Source organism: Pseudomonas graminis (assembly GCF_004364335.1).
Lineage (GTDB): Bacteria > Pseudomonadota > Gammaproteobacteria > Pseudomonadales > Pseudomonadaceae > Aquipseudomonas > Aquipseudomonas graminis_D.
In genome coordinates this window covers 502,791-527,461 of record NZ_SOCR01000001.1, presented here as the reverse complement: position 1 = coordinate 527,461, position 24,671 = coordinate 502,791, and the positions used below count along the sequence as shown (strand labels likewise).

The following is a 24,671-nucleotide window of genomic DNA, read 5'->3' as shown; positions in this document are numbered from 1 at the left end:
TTATAACCAGTCTTTCGGCAGGAGTGGGCGTTTTGACCGATCCAGCAGATCCGCCACGCAAGCGACGCGGTGCCGGGCGCGTGACCCAGGACGCCGTTGCCCGCCATGTCGGTGTGTCGACGATGACCGTGTCGCGCTATTTCAATCAGCCTGATCAGGTGTCGGACGAGCACCGCCAGCGCATCGCGGCGGCCGTTGCCGAATTGGGTTACGTGCCCAATCTGGTTGCCGGAGGGCTGGCGTCGGCCAAGGGCAGGATCGTGGCGATGGTGGTGCCGAACATCTCCGGGCCGATTTTTGCGGACACCATTCAGGGTTTCAGCGACACCCTGGCGCAGCACGGCTATCAGTTACTGCTGGCGTCGAGCTACTTCTCCACCGAGCAGGAAGAACGGGCAATCCGCGCGTTTCTTGGTTGGTCACCCGCTGCGCTGGTGGTCACCAGCCACTTCCACAGTGAGGCGACGGAGAAGATGCTCGCAGCGGTGGACATTCCGCTGATTGAAACCTGGGACTACCAGCCCGGGCGTGCGCCGATCCAGATCGGCTTTTCCCACCACGAAGTCGGCCTCACCGGTGCGCGTTATCTGCTTGAGCGCGGCTATCAGCGGATCACGTTCGTGCTCAACAGTGCGGCGGGGGACTTCAGCGCGCAAGAACGCTGTGCCGGGTATGTCCAGGCGCTGGAAGAGGCCGGGGTCAGTCCGCAGATTTTCACCCCGGCCGCCGATCTCGCACCGTTCGAAGCCGGCAAGCAGGCGCTCACCGAATTGATGCAGCGCGCCGCGCCTCCCGATGCGATCTTCTTCGCCAACGACAACCTCGCTGCGGGCGGTTTGCTCGCGGCCCAGCGTGCCGGGGTGAACATTCCGGGTGATTGCGCGATGCTGGGTTTCGGTGATTACCCCTTCGCCGAAATGCTCATGCCCAGCCTCAGCACGATCAAGCCGCCCGCATTGCAGATCGGTGTGCTCGCTGCCGAGCGGGTGCTGCAACGGCTTGGTGTGATCGGCGCGGACGAGGTGTTTCAGCGTTTGAATCTGCTGCAGTGCCGGTTGATCGGGCGGGAAAGCAGCTGAGTCGTAATCACCAGGTACCGCTGGCCGGTTTCGGCAGGCTCAGCGTGCCGCTGTCCTCAAAGCGCATCGTGCCGAACAATCCGCCGGCCAGCTTGCCGTGCAGTTCGTAAGGCAGGTTGTCCAGCCGTTGCTGATCGGCGAGGCCCACCGCCTGACGCAGGGCGGCAAAGGCTGACACGGTGACGGGCACCGTCAACACGCCTTCGGAGAACCGGCCGATCGTGCCTTTCTGGTCACTGACGCCTGAGGCCAGCAAGCGGCCGTTGACGTCCAGGTTCAGCGCTACGCCATCGTACTGGATGTCGGTGTCGTTGGGGTTCTGCAGGCGCAGCTTCACGGCGAAGCGGATTTCCAGATCCTGGCCGGGCAGGGGGTCGATACCCACCACGTTGATGTTCAGCGGGTCGCGGTTGGGAAACAGCGCGCAGGCAGTGAGTGCGAGCACCATGGCCAGGCTGGCGAGGAGGGTGCGGATCGGGCGTAGCGGCATCGGTGACTCCCGTGGCAGGTCGCTGGGGCGCAACACGCCCCTTTAAATGTCCTGACCATTCAAGTGTGCGACCTCGCGCGCTGGCAGAGGTTCTGCTTCAGGGCTGGTGGGCGGGTCCTGCAGCACCGTGAAGGTCGCGGCTTCCGGGTCGAACTCGGTGAGCTCCGGCTCCTGGTATTCCTCCGGCAGAAAGATATTGAGGATGATTGCGCAAAACGCGCCGACAGTGATGGGCGATTCGAAAATGTTGTGCAGCGCCTTGGGCAGCTCGCGCAGGACCTCCGGCACGGCCGCGACGCCCAGGCCCATGCCCAGGGAAATCGCCACGATCAGCATGTTGCGCCGATGCAGGCCGGCCTCCGAAAGGATCTTGATGCCCGCCACCGCCACGGTGCCGAACATGATCAGCGTCGCGCCGCCCAGCACCGGCTTGGGCATCAGTTGCAGCACGGCGCCGATGATCGGGAACAGGCCCAGCAACACCAGAATCCCGGCGATGAAAAACGCCACGTAGCGGCTGGCCACGCCGGTCAGCTGAATGACCCCGTTGTTCTGCGCGAAGGTCACCATGGGCAGGCTGTTGAACGTCGCGGCCAGGGCCGAATTCAGCCCGTCCGCCAGCAGCCCTGACTTGATCCGGCGGATGTACACCGGCCCGCTCACCGGCTGCCGGGAAATCATCGAGTTGGCGGTGAGGTCCCCGGCGGCCTCCAGCGGCGACACGAGAAAGATCACCGCAATCGGGATGAACGCCAGCAGATCGAAGGAAAACCCGTATTTGAACGGCACCGGCAGGCTCATCAGCGGGACATGGGGCATCTGCGCAAAATCCACCCGCCCCATGAACCAGGCGACGGCGAAGCCCAGGGTCAGGGCGATGATGATCGCGCTCAGGCGCAGCAACGGAATGTTGAACCGGTTGAGCACCACGATGGTGATCAGCACCAGACCGGCCAGGCCCATGTTCGACGCGGAGCCCAGGTCGCTGGCGCCAAAGCCGCCGGCCATGTCGGTCATTGCCACCTTCAACAGCGACAGGCCCATCAGGGTAATGATCGTGCCCGTGACCACCGGCGTGATCAGCTTGCGCAATTTACCGATGAACTGGCTGAGGGCAACTTCGACGAACGCTGCGCAGAAGCACACGCCGAAGATCGTCGAAAGGATTTCATCGGTGCCGCCGCCGCGACTCTTGACCAGAAACCCGGCGCTGAGAATGACGCTGAGGAAGGAGAAACTGGTGCCTTGCAGGCACAGCAACCCTGAGCCGATCGGGCCGAAGCGCTTGGCCTGAACGAAGGTGCCCAGTCCGGACACGAACAGCGCCATGCTGATCAGGTAGGGCACTTCGCTGTCGAGCCCGAGCACGCTGCCGACGATGAGGGTCGGGGTGATGATGCCGACGAAACTGGCCAGCACGTGCTGCAACGCCGCGAAGATCGCGGCGGTGAAATGCGGCCGGTCTTCAAGCCCGTAGATAAGGTCGGAGGGTGCAGGCATGGCAATCGATCGCAGGGGAAAAGGGCGCGCAGGATGCCAGAAAACCCTTCGCAGGTCAGCGGGGGACGTGGAGTGGTTCGCCGGCAAGTTCTTCCGGCGCTGAACGATCTTTTGTCCTGAGCCTCCATAGTGTTGACCGCCGGTGCTGACCGTCATTAGCCTGTCGATTTAGTTCTGCAGTATCTCTGGACAAGGAGGTTTTTACTGAGGCTTCACGATGATCATGAGCACGGCACAGCAGTTTCCGTTGAGTGAGTCGCAAATCGCGTTGATAGCCCGGGCGCTGGCTGACAGCCGCCGCTTCCGGATTCTGGTCCAGATCGGTGACAGCGAACAGGCGCTGCCTTGCGCCGAGGTGCTGAAGGTTCACCCGGTCAGCGCCGCCACCGTCTCCCACCACACAAAGGAGCTCGAGCGCGCCGGCCTCATCGCCACCCTGCGTGAAGGCAAATACGCCAGCTTCATGATCCAGCGCGAGGTCCTGCACGCCTACGCTCGGCAGTTGATGCAGATCTAGCAGGCTCGTGACCTGCGAGACGCGGAGCGTCCGGGGCAGTGTTACCACGCGGAGCGTGGGAACAATCAGCATTCAGTAGATCGTGATGGCGCCTGTACCGGCCTCTTCCCGGCTGAAGCCGGTCCTACAAGGGCACTGCGCGCAGTCAGTGGGACCGGCTCGGACTGTAGGACCGGCTTCAGCCGGGAAGCTTTTGATCTGCGCAGGGCTTTTGATCTTCGTACGCAAAAAGCCCAGTCACCGCCAATCGCGACTTGGGCCCACGGAGCGAGACCGGAGTGAAGGAACCCTGACGAAGGAAGGGCCCAACCGAGAGCAAGCACCCTTGGTTACTTGGGGTGCTTTTCCAAGTAACTCGCCGAAGGCGAAACAGTCGGCCCCCAGGCCAACGCCCTTGATCTCCTCTGGATCTCGGCAGCCCCATTGAAAATAGCCCTGACCACCCTTATGTCTTCAACAGTCCCGCATCCGGAGTTCCCCATGTACCCAGACGTTCAACTGTTCATCGATGGTCAATGGCGTGCCAGTGAAAACGGCCGCACTATCAACGTCATCAACCCCGCCAACGGCGAAACCCTCGGCACCGTGGCCCATGCCGACATCGCCGACCTGGACCAGGCACTGGCAGCAGCCGAGCGCGGCTTCGACACCTGGCGCAGCACCCCGGCCTACGACCGCTACAAAATCATGCAAAAGGCCGCCAACCTGCTGCGCGACCGCGTCGACCACATCGCCAACATCATGACCCAGGAACAGGGCAAACCCCTGGCCGAAGCGCGCATGGAAACCCTGTCCGCCGCCGACATCATCGACTGGCTGGCCGAAGAAGGCCGCCGTGCCTATGGCCGCCTTGTGCCCTCGCGCCATGTTTCCGTTGAGCAGAAAGTCATTAAAGAGCCGGTCGGCCCGGTGGCGGCATTCACGCCGTGGAATTTCCCGATCAACCAGGTAGTGCGCAAGCTGTCCTCGGCGCTGGCGGCGGGCTGCTCGATCATCGTCAAGGCCCCGGAAGAAACCCCGGCCTCGCCCGCCGAGCTGGTCCGCGCCTTCGTCGATGCCGGCGTTCCGGCGGGCGTCATCGGCCTGGTTTACGGCGATCCGGCGCAGATTTCCAGCTACCTGATCGCCCACCCGACCATCAAGAAAGTCACCTTCACCGGCTCGACCCCGGTCGGCAAGCAGCTGGCGGCGTTGGCAGGGCAGCACATGAAGCGCGCCACCATGGAGCTCGGCGGCCACGCCCCGGCGCTGGTGTTCGACGACGCGGACATCGACCTGGCGGCGCGCACCCTGGCCACTGCCAAGTTCCGCAACGCCGGGCAGGTCTGCGTGTCACCGACGCGCATTCTGGTCCAGCGCGGCGTGTTCGATGAATTCGTCGAGAAGTTCGTCGGCCACACCCACGAGCTGAAGGTCGGCAACGGCCTGGAGCAGGGCGTGACCATGGGCCCGGTGGCCAACGAACGACGCATTCCGGCGTTGAACGCGTTGATCAAGGACGCCAGCGACAAGGGCGCCAAGGTTCATGTCGGCGGCAAGGCCATCGAAGGGCCGGGCTACTTCTTCCAGCCCACCGTTATCAGCGGACTGACCACCGAAATGCGCATCATGAACGAAGAACCCTTCGGCCCTGTGGCGCTGCTGGTGCCGTTCGACACGGTGGAAGATGCGGTCAAGGAGTCCAACCGCGTGCCGTTCGGCCTGGCGTCGTATGCCTTTACCTCGTCGATGAAAACCACCCACATCCTCAGCACCCGCATCGAAGCCGGCATGCTGTCGATCAACCACCAGGGCATCGGTCTGGTGGAAGTGCCGTTCGGCGGCATCAAGGATTCAGGCTACGGATCCGAGGGCGGTACCGAAGCAATCGAGGCGTACCTGAACACCAAGCTGGTGACGGTGTTCAACGTTTAACGCCTACTGTGGGAGCCGGCTTGCTGGCGAACCGTGACTGCCAGCCACCCTTGAGGCGACTGCCCCAGCGCATTCGCCAGCAAGCCGGCTCCCACAGGTATGGAGTGCGGCTGAACTCCCGCGCACCCCGCGAACTCTGAACCCACAGATCACTTCCGATCCACGGGGACGAGTCATGGCGATCAGCAGCGAGCAGGCAGTAGCGGCAGACCCCAAAGGCGCAGTGTTTGAGACGGATCTTCCCGCCCGGCTCGATCGATTGCCGTGGGGGCGGTTTCATACGTTGCTGGTGTTTGCGCTGGGCATCACCTGGCTGCTCGACGGGCTGGAAGTGACCCTGGCCGGCTCGGTGTCCGGGGCGTTGAAAGACAGCCCGGTCCTGCACCTGACCAACGCCGACATTGGTCTGGCCGGCGGCGCCTACATCTGCGGCGCGGTGCTCGGGGCATTGTTCTTCGGTTGGCTGACCGACCGTCTGGGCCGGCGCAAGCTGTTCTTCATCACCCTGGCGCTGTACATCACCGCGACCGCCGCCACGGCGTTTTCCTTCAGTCTCTGGAGTTTCCTGCTGTTCCGGTTTCTCACGGGGATGGGTATCGGCGGCGAGTACACGGCGATCAACTCAACCATCCAGGAATTCACCCCGGCACGGTTTCGCGGCTGGGTGGATCTGACCATCAACGGCACTTTCTGGATCGGCGCGGCCTTGGGCGCAGTCGGCTCCATCGTGTTGCTGGACGCCTCCTGGGTCGGCGCGGACATGGGCTGGCGCCTGTGTTTCGGCATCGGCGCGGTGCTCGGTCTGATCATCCTGTTGATGCGCCTGTGGCTACCGGAAAGTCCGCGCTGGTTGCTGATTCACGGCCAGGGCGAGGAGGCGAGGGTGATTGTGGAAGGCATTGAAGACCGCCTGCGCCGCCAGGGCCACGACCTTTCCGCGCCAACGGGCTCGCCATTACGTTTGCACGCGCGGGGCCACACGCCGCTGAAAGAGATTTTCCACACGCTGTTCAACACCTACCGCTGTCGCGCGCTGGTGGGGCTGACGTTGCTGACCGCCCAGGCGTTCTTCTACAACGCGATCTTCTTCACCTACGCGCTGGTGCTCACCGAGTTCTATCAAGTGCCGTCGGCTTCGATCGGCTGGTACGTGCTGCCGCTGGCCCTGGGCAATTTCTGCGGGCCTTTGCTGTTGGGACGGCTGTTCGATGTGGTGGGGCGGCGGGTGATGATCAGCCTGACCTACGCGGTCTCCGGGGTCCTGCTGACCCTCAGCGGCTATCTGTTTGAGCAGGGTGTTCTGGATGTCACGCAACAGGCCATCGCCTGGATGATCATTTTCTTCTTCGCGTCGGCAGCGGCCAGTTCGGCGTATCTGACCGTCGCCGAAACCTTTCCGCTGGAAATCCGCGCGCTGGCGATTGCTGTGTTCTATGCGTTCGGCACGGCGCTGGGTGGCATCGTCGGCCCGATGCTGTTTGGTGAGCTGATCGACACCCACGAGCGGGGTCCGGTGTTCTTCGGCTATCTGATCGGCGCCGCGTTGATGTTGCTGGCCGCCGTGGTGCAGGCGATCTGGGGCGTGGCCTCCGAAGGCAAATCCCTCGAAGAAGTGGCGAGGCCCTTGTCCCAGGCCCACGACTGACCCAAGCACGCCGTCGGCGATTGGTCAGTTTTGTTCAATCGCCGGCTCGTGTCCCCTTCGTACACTCACCTCACAGTCAATGAAGGGTGAGACGAACAATGAATCTGATGATTTCCATGGCGGCGTTCGCACTCGCCGCGTCCATATCGCCAGGGCCGGTGAACGTCGTGGCGCTCAGCTCGGGCGCGCAGTTCGGCCTCATCGCCAGCTTGCGCCACGTGCTTGGCGCGACGGTGGGCTTTGTCGTGCTGCTGATGTTCACCGGGTTTGGCCTGCATGAAGTGCTGCAGCGTTACCCGATGCTGACCGAAATCATTCGCTGGGCCGGGGTGGCCTTTCTGCTCTATCTGGCGTGGAAGCTGGCGATGGACGACGGCCGCCTCGACGTTGCCAAACCGACCCGCGAGCCGTCGTTTCTGCACGGTGCGGCGATGCAGTGGCTGAACCCGAAGGCGTGGCTGGCGGCGGTGGCGGGGATGGGTGCATTCGTGGCTGACGGTGAGGCGCGACTGATCGGTCTATTTGCGCTGATCTACTTCGTCGTGTGCTACCTGTCAGTGGGCTGCTGGGCCTGTGCCGGCGCCTTTCTCGGCCCGTATCTGCGCAGCCCTCGGCGCATCCGCGTGTTCAACCGCAGCATGGCGGCGCTGTTGGCAGGCTGCGCGGTGTCGCTGTTTTACGTCTGAGCCTTCTCTTGCGAGCAACATCCTGCGAGCAACATCAGGTGATCAAGGCTTGTACTGACCCGGCGTTGCCGCCAGGTGCTTTTTGAACGCCCGCTGAAAGTGCGCCTGATCGGCAAAGCCACTCTGCTGTGCGATGTCGGCGATGGGCTCGCCGCTGCGCAATTGCGCCTGACCGTGCTGGATGCGCCGGTTGACCAGCCAGGCGTGGGGCGTCATGTGGTAATGCTGTTCGAACGCACGAATCAGGTAGGCCTCGGACAGATTCGCCACCGCGCACACGTTTTCCAGCCGAATCGGTTGCAGATAATGCGCATCGATGTAACGCGCCGCACGTTCGACCTTGGGATTGGCCTGTCTTGGCGTCAGCGTCGAGCCGCCCAGACGCTGCTCGACCCGCGTGAAAAACCCGACAGCGGCCTCCTGTTTCGCCAGCGCATCCCGCTGCGAATCCACCAGGTGCCGATGAAGCTCGAGCAGCCCCTCGAACAACAGCGGGTCGCGACTGTGGGTGGCCGGATAACCCCGAAACAGGCCCCCGTTGCTGACCCCGCAATCACGCTGAAGCGCGCCCAGCCACTGCGCGTTGACGTACAGCATCAGGTAGGACCAGGGCTGATCGTCGATGGGATTGCAGGCGTGGACCTCGCCGGGGTTCATCACCACAACGGTGCCGGTGGCGATGGTCTGGGTGGTTTTCTCGTGCAGGTACGTGCTCTGCCCGGCGGTGATCGCGCCGATGGAAAACACGTCGTGGGAATGGCGGGAATAGCAGACCTTGCGGCCGTCCTCGATGGAGCGCGCTTCAATGAACGGCAGTTGCGCGTCCCGCCAGAACACCGGTTGATCAAGAGGTTTAACCGGGTTCTGGCAGGTCATTTCAGCTCATCCCTTATCGCGTTTGCAGCTGTGAAAGAGGTCCAGCGCCGGCTGGTATTCCGTGCTGGTGACGCCGAGCAAGCCTAGCACCGAATGAAACAGGTAGTCATGGCTCAGGTCCGGCTGGTCTTGCCTGGCGGCCAGACAGTGGCGATCGACGTTGGCGTCTTCCAGGGTCGAGTGGCCGAACCACATCACCATCGGCACGTGGGTCTGTGCTGACGGGGCGATGGCGTATGGCGCGGCGTGCAGGTAGATGCCGTTTTCGCCGAGGGATTCGCCGTGGTCCGAGACGTAAATCATCGAGGCATCGACCTTGTCCTGATTGCGCTTGAGCAATTCGATGGTCTGGGACAGGAAGTGGTCGGTGTAGAGAATAGTGTTGTCGTAGACGTTTTTCAGTTCATCGGACGTGCAACTGCCCAGCTGATTGGTGTGACAGACGGGCGTGAAGCGCTCCAGGGTCTTGGGGTAGCGATCGTAGTATTCCGGGCCGTGGCTGCCGTCGGAATGGAGGACGATGATGGCGTTGTCCTTCAGCGAATCGATGTAGTCCTGCAAGCCCACCAGCAGCGATTCGTCCAGGCAGTTCTTGCCATCACAGAACGGGCTCGGCTGGCTTTTCGGGATATCGCTGTGGGGCACGCGCAGGCAGGTGCCTTTGCAATCACTGTTGTTGTCCAGCCACAGCACCTTCAGGCCGGCGCGCTGGAGCATGTCCAGCAGGCCCTCGTAGGTTTTGCCCTTCTTGTCGCTGTAATCGGTACGCGGAAACTTCGAGAACATGCACGGCACCGAGACAGCGGTGGAGGTGCCGCACGAGGCCACGTGGGTGAAATTGAGAATATCCTGCTGCTTCAGTTCCGGGTTGGTCTCCCGCCCATAACCGTTGAGGGAGAAGTGGTCGGCCCGGGCGGTTTCGCCGACGACGAAGATCATCAGGCTCTTTTTCGGCCGCTGTTGCGCTTGCGGGCTGAGCACAGCATCGGCGCCGACGGTCTGGACTTTCAGCGTCTCTTTGATGGCGACGGTCTGCTTGGTCAGCTTGCCGATGGCGTAGAGGTAATTCGTCGGGTTGATGAAGTGGGTGAGCTTGTCTTCATCGCGAAAGATCGGCGCATAGGTCGAGTAGAAGGGCCCGACCGCAGCGGCGATCACCAGCAGACAGCCGATGCAGACGAGCACTTTGTTGACCAGCCCGGGCAGCACGCGGCGGTAGGTCACAGGAACCCACCAGATCAGCGCAATCGGCACTACGCCCAGCAGGCCCAGGTAGATAAACAGCTTGCCGCTCAACAGAGCCTTGGCCTCACCGGGGTTGGTCTCGAGCACGTTCTGCATCATCGTCGTGTCGATGCTGATGCCGTAGGTGTTCATGAAGTACGCGGCGCCGGCCGAGCACAGCGCGACCAGGCTCAGCACCGGTTTGAGCGTGGGACGAAACGAGAAGGGCGTGAGCAGCAGGGTGATCGCGGCCCACAGCAGGAAGGCAAACGACACATAGAACGCAACGGCCTTGACGCCTTGCAATTGCGCCAGATCAACCAGTGCGCGCCAGGTCGCCAGGTTGTAAAACACCACCAGAGACAGGGAAAACAGCATCACCAGACGAGTAGACGTAACCGGTTTGAGCATCGATTCATTTCCGTATAAGGGACCACGCAGCGCCTGGCGTGCGGGTGCAGCAGGCATTTCCATCCTTGGGGCCGAGACGTCAAACACGTCCAGTCATTGGCTGCCGGGAAGGTAGGCGGGGCAGATCGCGCGGAGTTTTCCAAAACGATTGTGAAGGATTTGTGAAAGCGTCAGCTCGGCGGTTCCTCCTGCTTCAAACCCGCTTTTGCGGGGCTGTCGAGTGCTTGTGTTTACTGCCCCGCAATCACTCTGTCGACCGTGCCTTCCTGTTTCAGGCGGGCAAATGCGGCGGCGATTCGCTGCACCGTTTCGTCCGGCGTGGTGGCGCTGAGGGCGATGTAGAGGCCTTTGGACAGTTCGTCGAGGGTGAAAACGCTTTCCAGGTCCTCGAACGCGATGTGCAGATCGGCACATTGCTCGCGGGCCTCGCGCTCGGGCATGGGGATCAGCTCGACCTGGCCGCTGATCAGCTTGCGCAGGTTGTCGAGATTATTGGCCGAGACCACCATCCTGCTGAAACCCTTGCCCTCCAGGTACTGCTGCCGCGAATCGTCACGCACGACCCCGACGGTGTAATGGCTGGCGTCCTGCAAGTCCTTGACCTGCACATCGCGGCGCTCGCGAAGTTTATAAAACGAGGGAGTGACGTGCTCCAGCTCACCGACCCATTTGAACAGCGCCTCCCGTGCGCTGCTGCGAATCATCGGGTAGATCAGCACATTCGCTTCCAGGCGAGCGATGTCGTAGGCCCGCGCCCAGGGGTAGAGCGCCATGTGGTAATCGGTGATGCCCGCATTGGCGAGGGTCATCTCGACCACTTCGCTGGCGACCCCGACCACTTTGTCGCCGTCAAGGGCGCTGTAGGAGGAGTCTTCGGTCACCACTTGCAACGTCGCGGCGTCTGCGCTCAGGCACACGAGCAGCATCAGGAAAGTGACCAGAACGCTGCGCTGACGATGAATTTTTCCCATGGCATTCCTCTCGGTTCAGATCACACAGCGGTCCCGGCCCTGGCTTTTCGCCCGGTACAGCGCCCGGTCGGCACTCTGCAGCAGTTGATCGAAGTGCTCCATGTTCGCCGGGTCGAGCTCGGCCACGCCGATGCTCAAGGTCACGAAAGGCGAGACCGGTGAAGCGCTGTGTACCAGTTGTTGCCGGGCCAGCAGGCCGCGCAGGCGATCGGCCGAGGCCAGCGCCTGGTCCTCGTCCTGCCCCGGCAGCAGCACGGCGAACTCTTCGCCGCCGAGCCGCGCCACCAGTTCGCCGGAGCGCGAAAACAGCGCGCTCATGGCCAGCGCCACGTCGCGCAGGCATTGATCGCCCCGGGCATGGCCATAGGTGTCGTTGTAAAGCTTGAAGAAATCGATGTCGCACATCAGCACCGACAGCGGCTGGCGATGACGCAAGGCGCGGTTGAATTCCAGCTCCTTGAGCTCGTCGAAATGCCGGCGGTTGGCCAGGCCCGTGAGGGGATCGAAGCGGGTCAGCGCTTCCAGTCGCGTGTTGGCGGCCTTGAGCTGCGCGGTGCGCTGCTCGACCAGTTCGGCGAGCTGGTCGCGGCTGGCGGCCAGGGCGATTTCGTCGCGGGCCTGACGTTCCAGGTGCGCGGCCAGTTTGTCCTGCAGGTCATTGACGCCCGCTTCGAGCAGGTCAAGCTCGTCACCGGCCTTGCCGCGGCGCTCCAGGGTCAGATGCTTCTTGAGGTTGAGCGGCGTGAGGTGTTCCAGGTGCCGGGCAATGTGCCGCACGTGCAGGGTCACCGAGCGGTTGAACATGCCCATGATCAGCCCGGCCAGTGCCAGGGACTGGATAATCTGGGTGAGCATAATGACCGCGACTTCTTTCCACAGGCGTTTCCACAGCAGGCTCTCGTCGCCCTCGATGGTCAGTTCGCCGACCACTTCGCTGGCGCCGGGGTAAGGCGAGACGGTCAACTGTCGATGCAGCGCCGGGGCGCGGATCGAGCCGGTGTGGCCGGGGTGTTGGCGTTCCAGAATTTCAGGGGCGCGACCGGGGCGCAGGATTTTCAGCTGGACCCGGCCCACCGGCGCCGCCGTGGCGACGCTGTCGATCTGGGTCTGCAGCGCCTGATCATCCATTTCCCACACCGCTTTGGACAGCGTGCCCTGGAACACCTGATCGATCAGGGTCAGCTCGGCGTTCATGTTCGCCAGATTGGTGTTCCAGGCGAACCAGGTACGCACCAGCACCGTCGCCGCCGTGAACAGCACGCAGAAGGCCAGCGTCGCCAGCACCAGACGCCGCGCCAGCGAACCGGTGCGCTGTCCGGTGCGTGGGGTAGGGCGGGTCTCGCCGGGGGGTTGGGAAGGCGTTTCGAACGGCATGCTCATTGCCACTTGCGCGCAATGGCGTCGTGGGTACCGTTGGCGCGAATGGTCTCCAGGGCCTTCTGAAACCGCTGCACCGTCGCGTCGGGTGTGCCGGCGCTGAACGCCATATTGAAGCCGCCGGCTTCTTCGAGCTCTTTGATGCGCAGGGATTGCACCAGCGTCCGGGTGGGGTCATCGCCGACCTGCCGGGCGAGGTAGTAAGCGTTCAGCTCGTCGGAGATCCACAGGTCGACGTGGCCGGTCTGCAGTTTCTGGTAGTTGAACTCGTAGCGGTTGCTCGATTGCAGCTGATGGCCGATCTGGAATGTGCGCGCCATCAGGTACTGTTCGCCAACGTCTTCGTTGACCGTCGCGGTCTGCCAGTCCCGGGCGTCGTCCAGGCTCAGCAGGGTGACGGGATGACTGGCGGACGAATACAGAAACCAGCGCGACGCAGCGATGGTGCCGACCCACTTGAACAGCCGCTCGCGCTCGGCGGTGCGGGTGATGGAGTAAATCAGCACGTTGGGGGTGTGCAGCGCCAGATCATAAGCCCGCGCCCAGGGCATGGACTGAATAGCGGCCTGCACATTGACCTCCTTCAACACCGCCTGAACCACCTCGGTGCTCATACCGGTGAGCACCCCGTCGCGGGTCATGTTGTAGGGCGGGAGTTCTTCGGTGACGACATGGATCTCGACCCGGGCCGCGTCCGAGTTAATCGATTCAGCTCCCGACGCGTCAGTGCCCACGCACAGCAACAGCGCCACACAGAGTGCGCTGCCCAGTGTGTGAATGAGCGAATGGAGTGTCATCGATAACTACCTCATGGGTGCAAAAGCGACAGATGCCGGGCTCTGAACCATCCGGCACAGCCGTCACCGACTGCCTTGCACACCGGGATATCGGCTGAATAATCCGTCACTTGAGACGGCATCCTGCCGGCCATCCTAACAGCTTGAACAGACGAACCCGGGGTCGCTGACCCTGCGCCCACCCTCCCGTAACCTCGCCGCCCTCCAGACCAGGCACATCGCGCGCCTACCACCGCCTACCGTCCAGAAATGCCGGCGCCTGCGATGGCCTCTTCCCGGCTGAAGCCGGTCCCACTAAAAAACCGTGTGCAGTCAGTGGGACCGGCTTGAGCCGGGAATGAACGCGGAGCGTCCCGGGATGCATACCCACGCAGAGCGTGGGCACGATCATGTGGACTGGCGGTGGCTCAGACCGTAGGACCGGCTTCAGCCGGGAAGCTGTTGGTCTGCTGCGCTCTTGATCTTGATCTTCATACACAAAAGGTCCAGTCACCGCCAATCGCGACTTGGGTGCGGGCCCACGGAGCATCGTCGGAGTGAAGGAACCCCGACGCAGGAGGGACCTAACCAGGAGCACAAGCCCTTGGTTACTTGGGGCTTTATCAAGTAACTCGCCGAAGGCGAAACAATCTGCCGTCAGGCAGAGCTGTGGCGATCTGCCACATCCGAGTAAACGCGCCTTATTGATCTGGATCAACGGTATCGGAAGGCCCTGTAGGAAAAATACCCCGCACCCCGACGAGTCCTCAACATGCCCGGTCCTTTCGACTTCCTCAAACACCCCCTGGCCAAAGACATCAGTCTGATCCTCCTGATCAAACTCGTCCTGCTCATGGGCATCCGCAGCGTCTGCTTCGACGCCCCGGTCGAAGTCAAGGACGACGGCGTGCAAGCCGGCCTGCATCTACTCAGCACCCCACCCGCACCCTCTGAGAAAACCCCAAAATGATATCGGAATCAGTCGTCGACCTCTCCCGGCTGCAGTTCGCGATGACCGCGCTGTACCACTTCCTGTTCGTCCCGCTGACCCTCGGCATGACCTTCCTGCTCGCCATCATGGAATCGGTCTATGTCATGACCGGCAAGCAAGTCTACAAAGACATGACCCAGTTCTGGGGCAAACTGTTCGGCATCAACTTCGCCCTCGGCGTCACCACCGGCCTGACCATGGAATTCCAGTTCGGCACCAACTGGGCCTACTACAGCCACTACGTCGGCGACATTTTCGGCGCACCGCTGGCCATCGAAGGGATGATGGCGTTCTTCCTTGAATCGACCTTCATCGGCCTGTTCTTCTTCGGCTGGGACCGCCTGACCCGTGTCCAGCACCTCAGCGTCACCTGGCTGGTGGCGATCGGCTCCAACCTGTCGGCGCTGTGGATCCTCATCGCCAACGGCTGGATGCAGAACCCCGTCGGCGCCGAGTTCAACTTCACCACCATGCGCATGGAACTCACCAGCTTCAGCGACCTGCTGTTCAACCCCGTCGCTCAGGTCAAGTTCGTTCACACCGTGGCGTCCGGCTACGTCACCGGCGCAATCTTCGTCCTGGCGATTTCCAGCTGGTATTTGCTCAAGGGCCGCGACATCGCCTTCGCCCGGCGTTCGTTCGCCATCGCCTCGGCATTCGGCATGGCCTCGATCCTGTCGGTGATCGTGCTGGGTGACGAATCCGGCTACGAAATCGGCGACGTGCAGAAAACCAAGCTCGCCGCCATCGAAGCCGAATGGGAAACCGAGCCGGCCCCGGCGGCGTTCACCTTGTTCGGCCTGCCCAATCAGGCCGAGCAGCGCACCGATTACGCCGTGAAGATTCCCTACGTGATGGGCCTCATCGCCACCCGCTCGGTGGATAAACAGGTCACCGGGATCAAGGACCTGGTCCGCGAACACGAAGGCCGCATCCGCAACGGCATGACCGCCTACAACTTGCTCGGCCAACTGCGTGGCGGCGACAAGAGCCAGCAGACCCTCGACGCTTTCAATGCGGTGAAGAAGGACCTCGGCTACGGCCTGCTGCTGAAGAAGTACACCGACAAAGTGGTCGACGCCAATGAGCAGCAGATCAAACAGGCGGCGCTGGATTCGATCCCGCAGGTGGCGTCGATCTTCTGGACCTTCCGCCTGATGGTGCTCAGCGGGATGCTCATGGCGCTGTTGTTCGCCTGTGCCTTCTGGGCCTCGGCGCGCAAGAACGAGACCCGCAAGCGCTGGCTACTCAAGTGGGCGCTGTTCAGCCTGCCGCTGCCGTGGATCGCCACCCAGACCGGCTGGTGGGTCGCCGAGCACGGCCGTCAGCCCTGGTCCATCGGTGAAGTGCTGCCCGTGCATCTTTCAGCCTCGACCCTGTCGGCGGGGGATGTGCTGGGTTCGATCGTGGCGCTGGTCGGCTTCTACACCGTGCTGCTGATCATCGAGATGTACCTGATGATCAAGTTCGCCCGACTCGGCCCGAGCAGCCTGCATACCGGCCGCTATCACTTCGAGCAAGGCGCCCACGGCAACGCGGCCCTCGCCAAACAACCGGCCCTGGCCTGAGGAATCACCGATGTTCGATTACGAGACACTGAAAATGATCTGGTGGGTGCTGGTCGGCGTATTGCTGATCGGCTTCGCCCTCACCGATGGCTTCGACCTGGGCGCGGCAATGCTGATGCCCTACGTCGGGCGCAGCGACACCGAGCGACGCGTGGTCATCAACACCATCGCCCCGCACTGGGACGGTAATCAGGTCTGGCTGATCACCGCCGGCGGCGCGTTGTTCGCCGCATGGCCGCTGGTGTACGCCGCTGCGTTTTCGGGTTTGTATTGGGCGCTGCTGCTGGTGCTGTTTGCCCTGTTCGTGCGCCCGGTAGGGTTCGACTACCGCAGCAAACTGGAAAACACCCGCTGGCGGCAGAGCTGGGATTGGGGCCTGTTCGTCGGTGGCGTGGTGCCGTCGCTGGTCTTCGGCGTGGCGTTCGGCAACCTGTTGCTGGGCGTGCCGTTTCAGTTCGACGACACCCTGCGCTCCAGTTATCACGGCAACTTCTGGCAGCTGTTGAGCCCGTTCGGCTTGCTGGCGGGCGTGGTCAGCCTGAGCATGCTTGGCCTGCACGGCGGCAGCTGGCTGATGATGCGCACCGAAGGGGCCATTGCTCAGCGTTCGCGTCGGGCAGCGCAGTGGCTGTCGTTGCTGTTCCTGTTGTCGTTCATCGGCGCCGGCGTGTGGCTGCTGCTCGGCGGCATTCAGGGCCTGGCGATCACTTCAGCGTTCGATCCCGGGTCGGCGCTCAACCCGCTGGCGAAAACCGTCACGGCCAGCAACCACGGCTGGCTGGGGAATTATCAGCAGCACCCGCTGACCGTTATCGTGCCGCTGCTGGGGATTTTCGGTGGCTTGCTGGCCTTGCTCGGAGCCAGTGCGGGGCAGGGCAGAACCGCGTTCCTGGGCAGCAGCCTGGCCATCGTCGGTGCGTTGTGCACCGCAGGTTTCGCGCTGTTCCCGTTTGTGATGCCTTCGAGTCTGGACCCGGCCTCCAGCCTGACCGTGTGGGACGCCGTTTCCAGCCATAAAACCCTGATGATCATGCTGATCGCGGCGTCGATCTTCGTGCCGTTGATCCTCTGCTACACACTTTGGTGCTACGCCAAGATGTGGGGCAAGGTCACCACCGCGCACATCGACCACAACCCCCACGGCCTGTACTGAGCCGGTTTCAGAGGAGAGACAATCATGTGGTATTTCGCCTGGATTCTTGGTGTGTTGCTGGCCTGCAGCTTCGGCATCATCAACGCGCTGTGGCTGGAGTCATCCGACGCCGCCGCGCTGGAGAGCGGCCGTGACCGCTGAAGCGCTCAACGGGCCCTTCAGGCACGCCGTCGGCCGGGCACTGTCCCTGCTGATGGCCGTGCCGCTGAGTCTGGTGCTGCTGATTCACCCGGCGTCGATGCTCGACGCCAACGGCCATTATTCCCACGGCCTGCTGATGCTGATCATGTGGGGCGTTGCCGGGGGGTTCGTCCACGGCGTCGGTTTCGAGCCGCGGGCGATGGCCTGGCGGGTGGTGTTTCACCCGCTGCTGGCCTGGGCGCTGATGGCCTTGGGGTACGGTATGTGGCTGACCGCGCGGCAATGGCTTTAAAGCCGTTTATGTGATAGCAGCCTTTGTCGTCTTCGCCGGCGGCACGATGGACAACGCAATCAACGCGGCAATCGCGCACAGCAGGCCGGAGACGAAAAACGCCGGCAGGTACGTGGCGAAATGCGTGCGTGTCCAGCCGGCGCCGAAGGCGGCAAACGCAGCGCCCAGTTGATGGCCCGCGAACACCCAGCCAAACACGATATTGGCGCGTTCTGCGCCAAATCGCTGGGCGGTCAGCTTCACGGTTGGCGGCACCGTGGCAATCCAGTCCAGCCCGTATAACAAGGCAAACACCGACAGCCCGAACACGGTGAAATCCAGGAACGGCAGCAGCACCAGCGACACGCCGCGAAAGCCGTAGTACCAGAACAGCAGCCAGCGGTTATCGAAGCGGTCCGACAGCCAGCCGGAACCGATGGTGCCGAAGAAATCGAAAATCCCCATCACCGCGAGCATTCCGGCTGCCGTGGTCGCGGCCAGGCCGTAATCGCCGCACAGACTGATGAAGTGCGTCTGGATCAGGCCGTTCGTACTGGCGCCGCAGATGAAGAACGTCATGAACAGCACCCAGAACGTCCAGGTCTTCGACACGTCGCGCAGCACCCGCAGCGGCGTGATCAGCAACTGAACGAAGGTCTGGGTGCTGGCCGCAACCGGTTGAATGTCCTCATCGCCGTAAGGCGGCAGTTGCAGATCAGAAGGACGGTTGCGCATCAGCGCCAGCACCGCAACGCCGGCAATCACGATGGCCGTGCAGACACACGCCAGTGCCGTGCGCCAACCGAAGTGCTCGGTCAGGTTCGCCAGCATCGGCATGAACACCAGTTGTCCCGTGGCGGAGCTCGCCGACAGCAAACCCATCGCCAGCCCGCGACGCTTGGAGAACCAGCGCGTCGCGACCGTTGCGCCGAGCACCATTGCCGTCAGGCCTGTGCCAAAGCCGACTACCACGCCCCACAGCAGCACCAACTGCCAGAACTGCGTCATGAACAGCGACAACACCAGACCGCTGGCGACCAGCGTCAGTGCGGTTAGCACCACTTTGCGTACGCCGAAGTGGTTCATGAACGCGGCGGCAAAAGGCCCGACCAGCCCGAACAAGGCGAAACGTATCGCCAGCGCCGAAGAAATCTCGGCAGTGTCCCAGCCGAATTCCGCTTGCAGCGGGCGGATGAACACACCCGGCGCGCCCACTGCACCGGCCATGACCAGCATGGTCAGGAAGGTGACGGCCAGGATCACCCAGCTGTAGTGAATGCGACGGCGCGACAGCGAAGCCGCCAGAACGGACGAAACCATGGGAATTCACCAGAGAGCAAGGCGGTTGGATGATGGCTGTACTTCAATATGAACCCTCAGCCATCGCGCCTGCGTCAAGGGGATATTTCTGAATGTTGCAGATAGGCAAGTTGCCAGCCGTGCAAGTGGCTTGAGCGGCGGAATGTGAGGCTCGTCATTTCACTAGGTGAAACAGTGGATTGCTTTTTCTGGTCATTCCCCAATCCGGCGGGGAGGCCCACTATCCGTTCCACCAGCGCGGCCCACCGTTACGGCACCGCCGCCCCACGCTGAGTTGATCCACTTGCCCAGGAGCCCACCCCCATGACCGCCATCACGCTCTATCACTTCCCGCTGTCCGGCCACTCCCACCGCGCCGAGCTGATGTTGTCGCTGCTGGGCCTCGACCCGAAGATTCAGTTTGTTGATCTGGCCAAGGGCGAGCAGAAGACACCCGAATTCCTCGCCATCAACGGCTTCGGCCAGGTGCCGGTGATTGATGACGACGGGGTCATCGTCGCCGATTCAACCGCGATCCTGGTGTACCTGGCGAAAAAATACGACCCGTCGGGCCGCTGGTTGCCGAATGATCCCGAGGGTGCCGCGCAGGTGCAGCGCTGGTTGTCTGCCGCGTCCGGCGCGATTTACCTGGGCCCGGCGCGGGCGCGTCTGATCACGGTGTTCAGCGCAGGCTTTGATCCGAAAGACACACTTCAGCGGGCCCATGACGCGCTCCGCGTCATCGATCAGCACCTGAGCGGCCGCGAATTCCTTGTCACCGATCACCCCACCATCGCCGATGTCGCCGCCTACAGCTACATCGCCCACGCGCCAGAGGGCAACGTCTCGCTGGATGATTACGGCAACGTGCAGGCATGGCTTTCGCGCATCGAGAACCTGCCGGGCTTCACGCCCATGCCACGCACGGCGGCAGGGCTGGTCAGGTAACCATCCGGGATTCCAGGGAGTTCGCGCCATGAACGAGATTCGCACTGAAACAGCATCGCCATGGCATTCCGGCGAGCGCGCTTTGCAGGCCAGCGTCGGCGTTGCGGAGCGCATGGAGACCCTGGGCAAGCGCGTCATTCGTGATCACATGCCCGATCAGCACCGAGAGTTCTACGAGCATCTGCCGTACCTGATCATCGGCGCCGTGGACACCGAAGGCTGGCCTTGGGCGAGCCTGCTGGACGCGCAGTCGGGTTTTATCCATTCCCCCGATGCCAGGCGTCTGGACATTACTCGACGCTCCGATGCCGAAGATCCGGCCGGCACCGGATTTGCGCCGGGCGCGGCGGTGGGCATGCTTGGCATCGACCTGCACACCCGCCGTCGCAACCGCCTCAACGGCCGCATCAGCGACGTGTGGGAAGACAGTTTTTCGGTGAGCGTCGAGCAGTCGTACGGCAATTGCCCGCAGTACATTCAGCTGCGGGGGTTGAAACAGCTGCCGTTGCCCCCGCCGTTGCAGGAAGCGCCGCAACGACCTGCCGCGCAACGCTTGACCGCACTGGATGACGCCGCGATTGCCACCATTCGTGGTGCCGACACCTTCTTCGTCGCCAGCTATGTCGACCTTGAGGGCGCCCAGCCCCATCGTTCGGTGGACGTGTCCCACCGTGGCGGTCAGGCCGGCTTCGTGCGGGTAGACGGCGATGTGCTGACCATCCCGGATTTCGCCGGCAATCTCTTTTTCAACACGCTGGGTAACTTCCAGCTCAATCCCAGGGCCGGTCTGCTGTTCGTTGATTTCCAGACCGGCGAGCTGTTGCAGGTGACGGGCACTGTAACGCTGATTCTCGACGGGCCGGAAATCGCGGCGTTTCAGGGCGCCGAGCGGCTCTGGCAGGTGCGCGTGGAACAGGGGGTGCGTCGGCCGGCGGCGTTGCGCTCGCGCTGGGAATTCCAGGGGTGGTCGCCGAACAGCCTGATGACCGGCGACTGGCAGCAGACCGCCGCCCGCTTGCAGGCCGATGCCCTGCGTGATCAATGGCGGCCGATGGGGGTAACGCGGATCGAGGACGAAAGCGACGGCATTCGTTCCTTCTATTTCGAGTCGGCCGACGGCGCTGGTTTGCCCGCGTTCAAGGCCGGTCAGCACCTGCCGCTGCGCCTGGCGCCTGAAGGCCGTACGTCGCCGTTGATTCGTACCTACAGCCTGTCCAGCGCGCCGTCCGACGGATTCTTGCGCATCAGCGTCAAGCGCGACGGCCTGGCCTCGGCGTACCTGCATGATCAGGTCAAGGTCGGCGATGTGCTTGAGGGGCGGGCACCCCAGGGCAGCTTCGTGGTGGACCCGCAGGAGCGCCGGCCGCTGGTGCTGCTGGGTGCGGGCATCGGCGTCACGCCCATGCTGTCGATGCTGCGAGAAGTCATCTACGAAGGCAAACGGGTGCGGGGAGGGCGGGCGACCTGGTTCGTCCAGAGTGCCCGTCGTCTGGCCGACCTGGCGTTTCGCGAAGAAGTGGACACACTCATTGCCAGGGCCGGCGATCAGTTGACGGCGATTCGCGTGCTGAGCCAGCCGGAAGCGTCGGCGCGTGTGGGTGAAGATTTCCACCTGACGGGCCGCATCGACCTCGATCTGCTCAAGGCGCTGCTGCCGTTCAATGACTTCGATTTCTATGTGTGCGGGCCAGCTGCGTTTACCCAGGAAATCTACGATGGCCTGCGCGCCCTGCAAGTTCGCGATGAGCGTATTCATGCCGAAACGTTCGGCCCGTCCGGCCTCAAGCGCAGCAGTGATTCACAGGGGGTTGCCTTTGAGCAACCAGCCGCTGCCACCGAACCGGTGCCGGTGGTGTTCGAACGCTCCGCCAAGGAGGCGCGCTGGCAGCCCGCCGGTGGCAGTCTGCTGGAACTGGCGGAGAGCCGAGGGCTGAACCCCGAATTCAGCTGTCGCGGCGGATCCTGTGGCACCTGCAAGACCCGGCTCATCAGTGGCCAGGTGCATTACCCGGTCCCGCCCCCTGAAAGGCCGGCGCCGGACCACGTGCTGATCTGCTGCGCAGTCCCGGCTTCAGGGCCGTTGGTGCTCGATCTGTAACCATCCACGCGTGTGCGGGAGAGACGGCGATGAACCCATGGCCAGCGTTCGAGAAAGAGGAAACCCCGATGCCCTTTCAGGCAACCGAACAGGAGATTTCCTGGTTGCTGCCGCAATCGCTGGCATCCCTGGCCGGCGAGATGGCGGCAAGCCACGAACAGATCGACACCCCGGCGACCCTGCGGTTGTTCCAGTGGGTACGTTCGGTGTCGGGATTTGACCGGCCGCGATAACGGCAAAGGCGGGGCGAACAGGACGTTCGCTCCGGCAACGGTTGAAATGAGGCAGCGTCTGGTCGGATGATGTGCGCCGATTTGCTCACCCTTCGCAGCGGCTCACCGGCGGCGCCTCCCGGCGGGGTGAGTGGCCATGACCCGTGCGGCACTCGTTGCCCTTCACAAGGACGTTCATCTTGATCACCCGCAGAACCCTCCTCGGCGCATCGTTGCTGGCTGTCCCCTCATTATTGAGTCTTCCCTCACTGGCTGCCGAGCGTCGCTCCGGGGCGTCTTCCGACCCAGTCATCCAGCAGCAGCTGGCCGACCTTGAACGTCGCCACGGTGGCCGGCTGGGTGTCGCCATTCTGGACACGGCCAGTCAGCGCCTGATCAGCCATCGCGGCGATGAACGCTTTGCCCTGTGCAGCACCTTCAAATGCCTGGCCGCCGCCCATGTGCTGGCGCGGGTCGATCAAAAGCAGGAAGACCTGTCGCGGCGCATCGTCTATTCCGCCGAGCAACTGGTGGCGTATTCGCCGACCACCGAGCTGCACGTGGGCGGGCAGGGGCTGAGCGTGGGTTCGCTGTGCGAGGCGGCGATGACGCTGAGCGATAACACCGCCGCGAACCTGCTGCTCGACAGCATGGGCGGCCCGGACGGTCTGACGGCGTGGCTGCGGTCTATCGGTGACACGCAAACCCGACTCGACCGCCGCGAGCCCGATCTGAATGAAAACCGGCCGGGTGATCTGCGCGACACCACCACGCCTGTCGCCATGCTGCAGACATTGAATACGCTGGTGCTGGGCGACGAACTGAGGCTGGCGTCCCGCGATCAGCTGACGGCGTGGCTGGTGAACAACCAGACCGGCGACAAGAAGCTGCGCGCCGGCATCCCCGGCGGCTGGCGTGTAGGGGACAAGACCGGTTCGGGTGCCAACAACGCCAGCAACGACGTAGCGGTGATCTGGCCCGGCGACCGGCCACCGATTCTGGTGACGGTCTATTACACCGGCTCGAAAGCCAGCGGTGATCAGAGCAACGCGCTGATGGCCGACATCGGGCGGCTTGCCGCTGCGGTTTAAGCGTTGGTCGTCGAGGGGATCGTGACAAGCCGCAAAATCTCGATACACATTGCCCGGAATTAATCTGTTCTGCGGCACCGCCGGTGGTTTCTGCTTACGCCCGATGACGGACCTGCGCCTGCTCTGCGGCGCCCGATGCGCCGCTCAATGGCCACACATTCCATCACTCCACGTTGATGTGTGGCGCATTGATATTAAATTCCCTCCGCTAGACAACTTTAGCCTGACTCAACAAAACCGGGCACTTCAGCTTTACACGCTGTAGGAAATGACTGACAGACGCCTCCGTTTTTGCGCGCAGTCTCAAGACTGTCATCAAACAGAAATGTTTCCAGTTTTAAATCTGCCTCGGGTCGTCAACTGTGACCACACACACACAAAATTCTCTTGTTGAGGTATTGCCGTGATTCTGCTGACTAAAAAACGCCTGTCGCTTCTGATGGCTTCGATGTGCCTGTCGGGTATGGCACACGCCGTTGATGTGACTGGCGCTGGTTCGAGTTTCGTATTCCCGGTTATCTCCCAGTGGTCGCAGGAATACAGCAAAACTGCTGACAACCGTATCAACTACCAGTCGATCGGTTCGGGCGGCGGCATCGCTCAGATCAAGGCGGCAACCGTAGACTTCGGCGCTTCCGACGCTCCTATGTCGGCTGACGACCTCAAGGCCGCTGGCCTGGGTCAGTTCCCAAGCGTCATCGGCGGTATCGTGCCGATCGTTAACCTGGAAGGGATCGAAGCCAACGGCGTGAAGCTGAGCGGCCAGGTTCTCGCCGACATCTTCCAGGGCAAGATCACCAAGTGGAACGATCCTGCGATCGTCGCACTGAACTCGGGCGTGAAACTGCCTGAAACCGCTATCACCGTCGTTCACCGTTCGGACGGCTCGGGCACTTCCTTCAACTTCACCAGCTACCTGACCAAAGTCAGCGACGCATGGAAATCGGGCCCAGGCACCGGCTCCGCCGTTCAATGGCCAGTGGGCGTGGGCGGCAAGGGTAACGAAGGTGTGTCTGCTTACGTAAAACAGATCAAGGGTTCGATCGGTTACGTCGAGTATTCCTACGCCACCCAGAACAAAATCGCTTACACCCAACTGCAGAACGCTGCGGGCGAGTTCATCAAGCCTGACGCCAAAGCCTTCGCCGCTGCTGCTGACACGGCTGATTGGGCAAACGCCAAAGACTTCAACCTGATCATGACCAACGCTCCGGGCAAGACCGCATGGCCGATTACGGCGACCACCTGGATCATCATGTACAAGCAGCCGAAGAACGCCGAGAAGAGCAAGGCGGCATTCGACTTCTTCAAATGGTCCCTGGAAAAGGGCCAGAGCTCGGCTGAAAAACTGGAATACGTACCTCTGCCTGCATCGCTGGTTAGCAAGATCGAAGACTACTGGAAAACCGAGTTCACCAAGTAACTCGATGTCA

General features: G+C 62.6%; 23 protein-coding genes. 15 read left to right on the top strand and 8 right to left on the bottom strand.

The annotated features are described in order from the left end of the window. Positions 1–32: 32 nt before the first annotated feature. A complete protein-coding gene (locus tag EC919_RS02265) occupies positions 33–1,079 on the top strand; it encodes a LacI family DNA-binding transcriptional regulator (RefSeq protein ID WP_243842176.1) in 1,047 nt (348 codons plus the stop codon). A 7-nt stretch (positions 1,080–1,086) separates the two neighbouring features. On the opposite strand, the gene EC919_RS02260 is transcribed toward EC919_RS02265, so the two are convergent. Together EC919_RS02260 and EC919_RS02255 are read right to left on the bottom strand one after the other, a co-directional pair. Beyond that, the gene (locus EC919_RS02260; RefSeq protein ID WP_133770793.1) at positions 1,087–1,569 is read right to left on the bottom strand and encodes an LEA type 2 family protein; all 483 of its coding nucleotides are present in this window, start codon (positions 1,567–1,569) and stop codon (positions 1,087–1,089) included. Positions 1,570–1,611: 42 nt separating this feature from the next. Further along, entirely contained in the window at positions 1,612–3,069 is a 1,458-nt protein-coding gene (locus tag EC919_RS02255; RefSeq protein WP_133770791.1) for a nucleobase:cation symporter-2 family protein, read from the bottom strand. Between the two features lie 223 nt (positions 3,070–3,292). Here EC919_RS02255 and EC919_RS02250 point away from each other — a divergent pair, with 223 nt between their 5' ends. From EC919_RS02250 to EC919_RS02235, 4 genes are all read left to right on the top strand, one after another. Further along, a complete protein-coding gene (locus EC919_RS02250; protein WP_133770789.1) occupies positions 3,293–3,586 on the top strand; it encodes an ArsR/SmtB family transcription factor in 294 nt (97 codons plus the stop codon). A gap of 480 nt (positions 3,587–4,066) precedes the next feature. After that, entirely contained in the window at positions 4,067–5,500 is a 1,434-nt protein-coding gene (locus EC919_RS02245) for an NAD-dependent succinate-semialdehyde dehydrogenase (RefSeq protein WP_133770787.1), read from the top strand. A 175-nt stretch (positions 5,501–5,675) separates the two neighbouring features. Next, on the top strand, positions 5,676–7,145 hold the full coding sequence (locus EC919_RS02240; protein WP_133770785.1) for an MFS transporter: 1,470 nt from the start codon (positions 5,676–5,678) through the stop codon (positions 7,143–7,145). Positions 7,146–7,243: 98 nt separating this feature from the next. Beyond that, positions 7,244–7,831, top strand: a complete 588-nt coding sequence (locus EC919_RS02235; protein WP_133770783.1) for a LysE family translocator — start codon at positions 7,244–7,246, stop codon at positions 7,829–7,831. Between the two features lie 42 nt (positions 7,832–7,873). Here EC919_RS02235 and EC919_RS02230 read toward each other — a convergent pair whose 3' ends face one another. From EC919_RS02230 to EC919_RS02210, 5 genes are all read right to left on the bottom strand, one after another. Then, positions 7,874–8,707 (bottom strand): AraC family transcriptional regulator, encoded by an 834-nt coding sequence (locus EC919_RS02230; protein ID WP_133770781.1) that lies wholly within the window; start codon positions 8,705–8,707, stop codon positions 7,874–7,876. Positions 8,708–8,713: 6 nt separating this feature from the next. Then, on the bottom strand, positions 8,714–10,342 hold the full coding sequence (locus tag EC919_RS02225; RefSeq protein WP_133770779.1) for a phosphoethanolamine transferase: 1,629 nt from the start codon (positions 10,340–10,342) through the stop codon (positions 8,714–8,716). A gap of 230 nt (positions 10,343–10,572) precedes the next feature. After that, positions 10,573–11,313 (bottom strand): substrate-binding periplasmic protein, encoded by a 741-nt coding sequence (locus EC919_RS02220; RefSeq protein ID WP_243842174.1) that lies wholly within the window; start codon positions 11,311–11,313, stop codon positions 10,573–10,575. A gap of 15 nt (positions 11,314–11,328) precedes the next feature. Further along, the gene (locus EC919_RS02215; RefSeq protein ID WP_133770777.1) at positions 11,329–12,687 is read right to left on the bottom strand and encodes a diguanylate cyclase domain-containing protein; all 1,359 of its coding nucleotides are present in this window, start codon (positions 12,685–12,687) and stop codon (positions 11,329–11,331) included. A 2-nt stretch (positions 12,688–12,689) separates the two neighbouring features. Further along, a complete protein-coding gene (locus EC919_RS02210) occupies positions 12,690–13,487 on the bottom strand; it encodes a substrate-binding periplasmic protein (RefSeq protein ID WP_133770775.1) in 798 nt (265 codons plus the stop codon). Positions 13,488–14,238: 751 nt separating this feature from the next. On the opposite strand from EC919_RS02210, the gene cydP reads away from it, so the two are divergent. Genes cydP through EC919_RS02185 form a run of 5 tightly spaced genes read left to right on the top strand, consistent with a single transcriptional unit; the run spans position 14,239 to position 17,611 of the window. Then, entirely contained in the window at positions 14,239–14,436 is a 198-nt protein-coding gene (cydP, locus tag EC919_RS02205; protein WP_133770773.1) for a cytochrome oxidase putative small subunit CydP, read from the top strand. Continuing rightward, positions 14,433–16,025 carry a cytochrome ubiquinol oxidase subunit I gene (locus tag EC919_RS02200; protein ID WP_133770770.1) on the top strand — a complete coding sequence of 531 codons (1,593 nt, stop codon included), beginning with the start codon at positions 14,433–14,435 and terminating at the stop codon, positions 16,023–16,025. The genes cydP and EC919_RS02200 overlap by 4 nt, the downstream gene beginning before the upstream one ends. A gap of 10 nt (positions 16,026–16,035) precedes the next feature. After that, complete coding sequence (gene cydB, locus EC919_RS02195; protein WP_133770768.1) at positions 16,036–17,178, top strand: cytochrome d ubiquinol oxidase subunit II; 1,143 nt, start codon at positions 16,036–16,038, stop codon at positions 17,176–17,178. A gap of 24 nt (positions 17,179–17,202) precedes the next feature. Then, a complete protein-coding gene (gene cydX / locus EC919_RS02190; protein ID WP_065988546.1) occupies positions 17,203–17,319 on the top strand; it encodes a cytochrome bd-I oxidase subunit CydX in 117 nt (38 codons plus the stop codon). Then, positions 17,309–17,611: a cyd operon YbgE family protein gene (locus EC919_RS02185; protein WP_133770766.1), complete on the top strand. Its 303-nt coding sequence runs from the start codon at positions 17,309–17,311 to the stop codon at positions 17,609–17,611. Before cydX ends, EC919_RS02185 begins: the two co-directional genes overlap by 11 nt. A gap of 6 nt (positions 17,612–17,617) precedes the next feature. On the opposite strand, the gene EC919_RS02180 is transcribed toward EC919_RS02185, so the two are convergent. After that, positions 17,618–18,910 carry an MFS transporter gene (locus EC919_RS02180; RefSeq protein ID WP_133770764.1) on the bottom strand — a complete coding sequence of 431 codons (1,293 nt, stop codon included), beginning with the start codon at positions 18,908–18,910 and terminating at the stop codon, positions 17,618–17,620. A gap of 303 nt (positions 18,911–19,213) precedes the next feature. Between EC919_RS02180 and EC919_RS02175 the strand changes: the two genes are divergently transcribed. The 5 genes from EC919_RS02175 to pstS all read left to right on the top strand — a co-directional run bounded on the left by EC919_RS02175 (position 19,214) and on the right by pstS (position 24,661). Beyond that, positions 19,214–19,837 carry a glutathione S-transferase family protein gene (locus EC919_RS02175; RefSeq protein WP_133770762.1) on the top strand — a complete coding sequence of 208 codons (624 nt, stop codon included), beginning with the start codon at positions 19,214–19,216 and terminating at the stop codon, positions 19,835–19,837. 28 nt (positions 19,838–19,865) lie between these two features. Beyond that, complete coding sequence (locus EC919_RS02170) at positions 19,866–21,935, top strand: pyridoxamine 5'-phosphate oxidase family protein (protein ID WP_133770760.1); 2,070 nt, start codon at positions 19,866–19,868, stop codon at positions 21,933–21,935. 29 nt (positions 21,936–21,964) lie between these two features. Beyond that, on the top strand, positions 21,965–22,168 hold the full coding sequence (locus EC919_RS02165; RefSeq protein ID WP_133770758.1) for a hypothetical protein: 204 nt from the start codon (positions 21,965–21,967) through the stop codon (positions 22,166–22,168). A gap of 179 nt (positions 22,169–22,347) precedes the next feature. Continuing rightward, a complete protein-coding gene (gene bla / locus EC919_RS02160) occupies positions 22,348–23,238 on the top strand; it encodes a class A beta-lactamase (protein ID WP_133770756.1) in 891 nt (296 codons plus the stop codon). A 403-nt stretch (positions 23,239–23,641) separates the two neighbouring features. Next, entirely contained in the window at positions 23,642–24,661 is a 1,020-nt protein-coding gene (gene pstS, locus EC919_RS02155; protein ID WP_133770755.1) for a phosphate ABC transporter substrate-binding protein PstS, read from the top strand. Positions 24,662–24,671: the final 10 nt, after the last annotated feature.

Excerpts from the sequence above, each read along its gene's own strand:
- EC919_RS02170 (WP_133770760.1), top strand. The coding sequence starts at position 19,866 with ATGAACGAGATTCGCACTGAAACAGCATCGCCATGGCATTCCGGCGAG.
- EC919_RS02225 (WP_133770779.1), bottom strand. The coding sequence starts at position 10,342 with ATGCTCAAACCGGTTACGTCTACTCGTCTGGTGATGCTGTTTTCCCTG.
- EC919_RS02165 (WP_133770758.1), top strand. The coding sequence starts at position 21,965 with ATGAACCCATGGCCAGCGTTCGAGAAAGAGGAAACCCCGATGCCCTTT.
- EC919_RS02180 (WP_133770764.1), bottom strand. The coding sequence starts at position 18,910 with ATGGTTTCGTCCGTTCTGGCGGCTTCGCTGTCGCGCCGTCGCATTCAC.
- EC919_RS02220 (WP_243842174.1), bottom strand. The coding sequence starts at position 11,313 with ATGGGAAAAATTCATCGTCAGCGCAGCGTTCTGGTCACTTTCCTGATG.
- EC919_RS02235 (WP_133770783.1), top strand. The coding sequence starts at position 7,244 with ATGAATCTGATGATTTCCATGGCGGCGTTCGCACTCGCCGCGTCCATA.
- EC919_RS02255 (WP_133770791.1), bottom strand. The coding sequence starts at position 3,069 with ATGCCTGCACCCTCCGACCTTATCTACGGGCTTGAAGACCGGCCGCAT.
- EC919_RS02230 (WP_133770781.1), bottom strand. The coding sequence starts at position 8,707 with ATGACCTGCCAGAACCCGGTTAAACCTCTTGATCAACCGGTGTTCTGG.
- EC919_RS02210 (WP_133770775.1), bottom strand. The coding sequence starts at position 13,487 with ATGACACTCCATTCGCTCATTCACACACTGGGCAGCGCACTCTGTGTG.
- EC919_RS02245 (WP_133770787.1), top strand. The coding sequence starts at position 4,067 with ATGTACCCAGACGTTCAACTGTTCATCGATGGTCAATGGCGTGCCAGT.
- cydX (WP_065988546.1), top strand. The coding sequence starts at position 17,203 with ATGTGGTATTTCGCCTGGATTCTTGGTGTGTTGCTGGCCTGCAGCTTC.
- EC919_RS02250 (WP_133770789.1), top strand. The coding sequence starts at position 3,293 with ATGAGCACGGCACAGCAGTTTCCGTTGAGTGAGTCGCAAATCGCGTTG.
- EC919_RS02260 (WP_133770793.1), bottom strand. The coding sequence starts at position 1,569 with ATGCCGCTACGCCCGATCCGCACCCTCCTCGCCAGCCTGGCCATGGTG.
- EC919_RS02240 (WP_133770785.1), top strand. The coding sequence starts at position 5,676 with ATGGCGATCAGCAGCGAGCAGGCAGTAGCGGCAGACCCCAAAGGCGCA.
- EC919_RS02215 (WP_133770777.1), bottom strand. The coding sequence starts at position 12,687 with ATGCCGTTCGAAACGCCTTCCCAACCCCCCGGCGAGACCCGCCCTACC.
- cydB (WP_133770768.1), top strand. The coding sequence starts at position 16,036 with ATGTTCGATTACGAGACACTGAAAATGATCTGGTGGGTGCTGGTCGGC.
- EC919_RS02200 (WP_133770770.1), top strand. The coding sequence starts at position 14,433 with ATGATATCGGAATCAGTCGTCGACCTCTCCCGGCTGCAGTTCGCGATG.
- cydP (WP_133770773.1), top strand. The coding sequence starts at position 14,239 with ATGCCCGGTCCTTTCGACTTCCTCAAACACCCCCTGGCCAAAGACATC.
- EC919_RS02175 (WP_133770762.1), top strand. The coding sequence starts at position 19,214 with ATGACCGCCATCACGCTCTATCACTTCCCGCTGTCCGGCCACTCCCAC.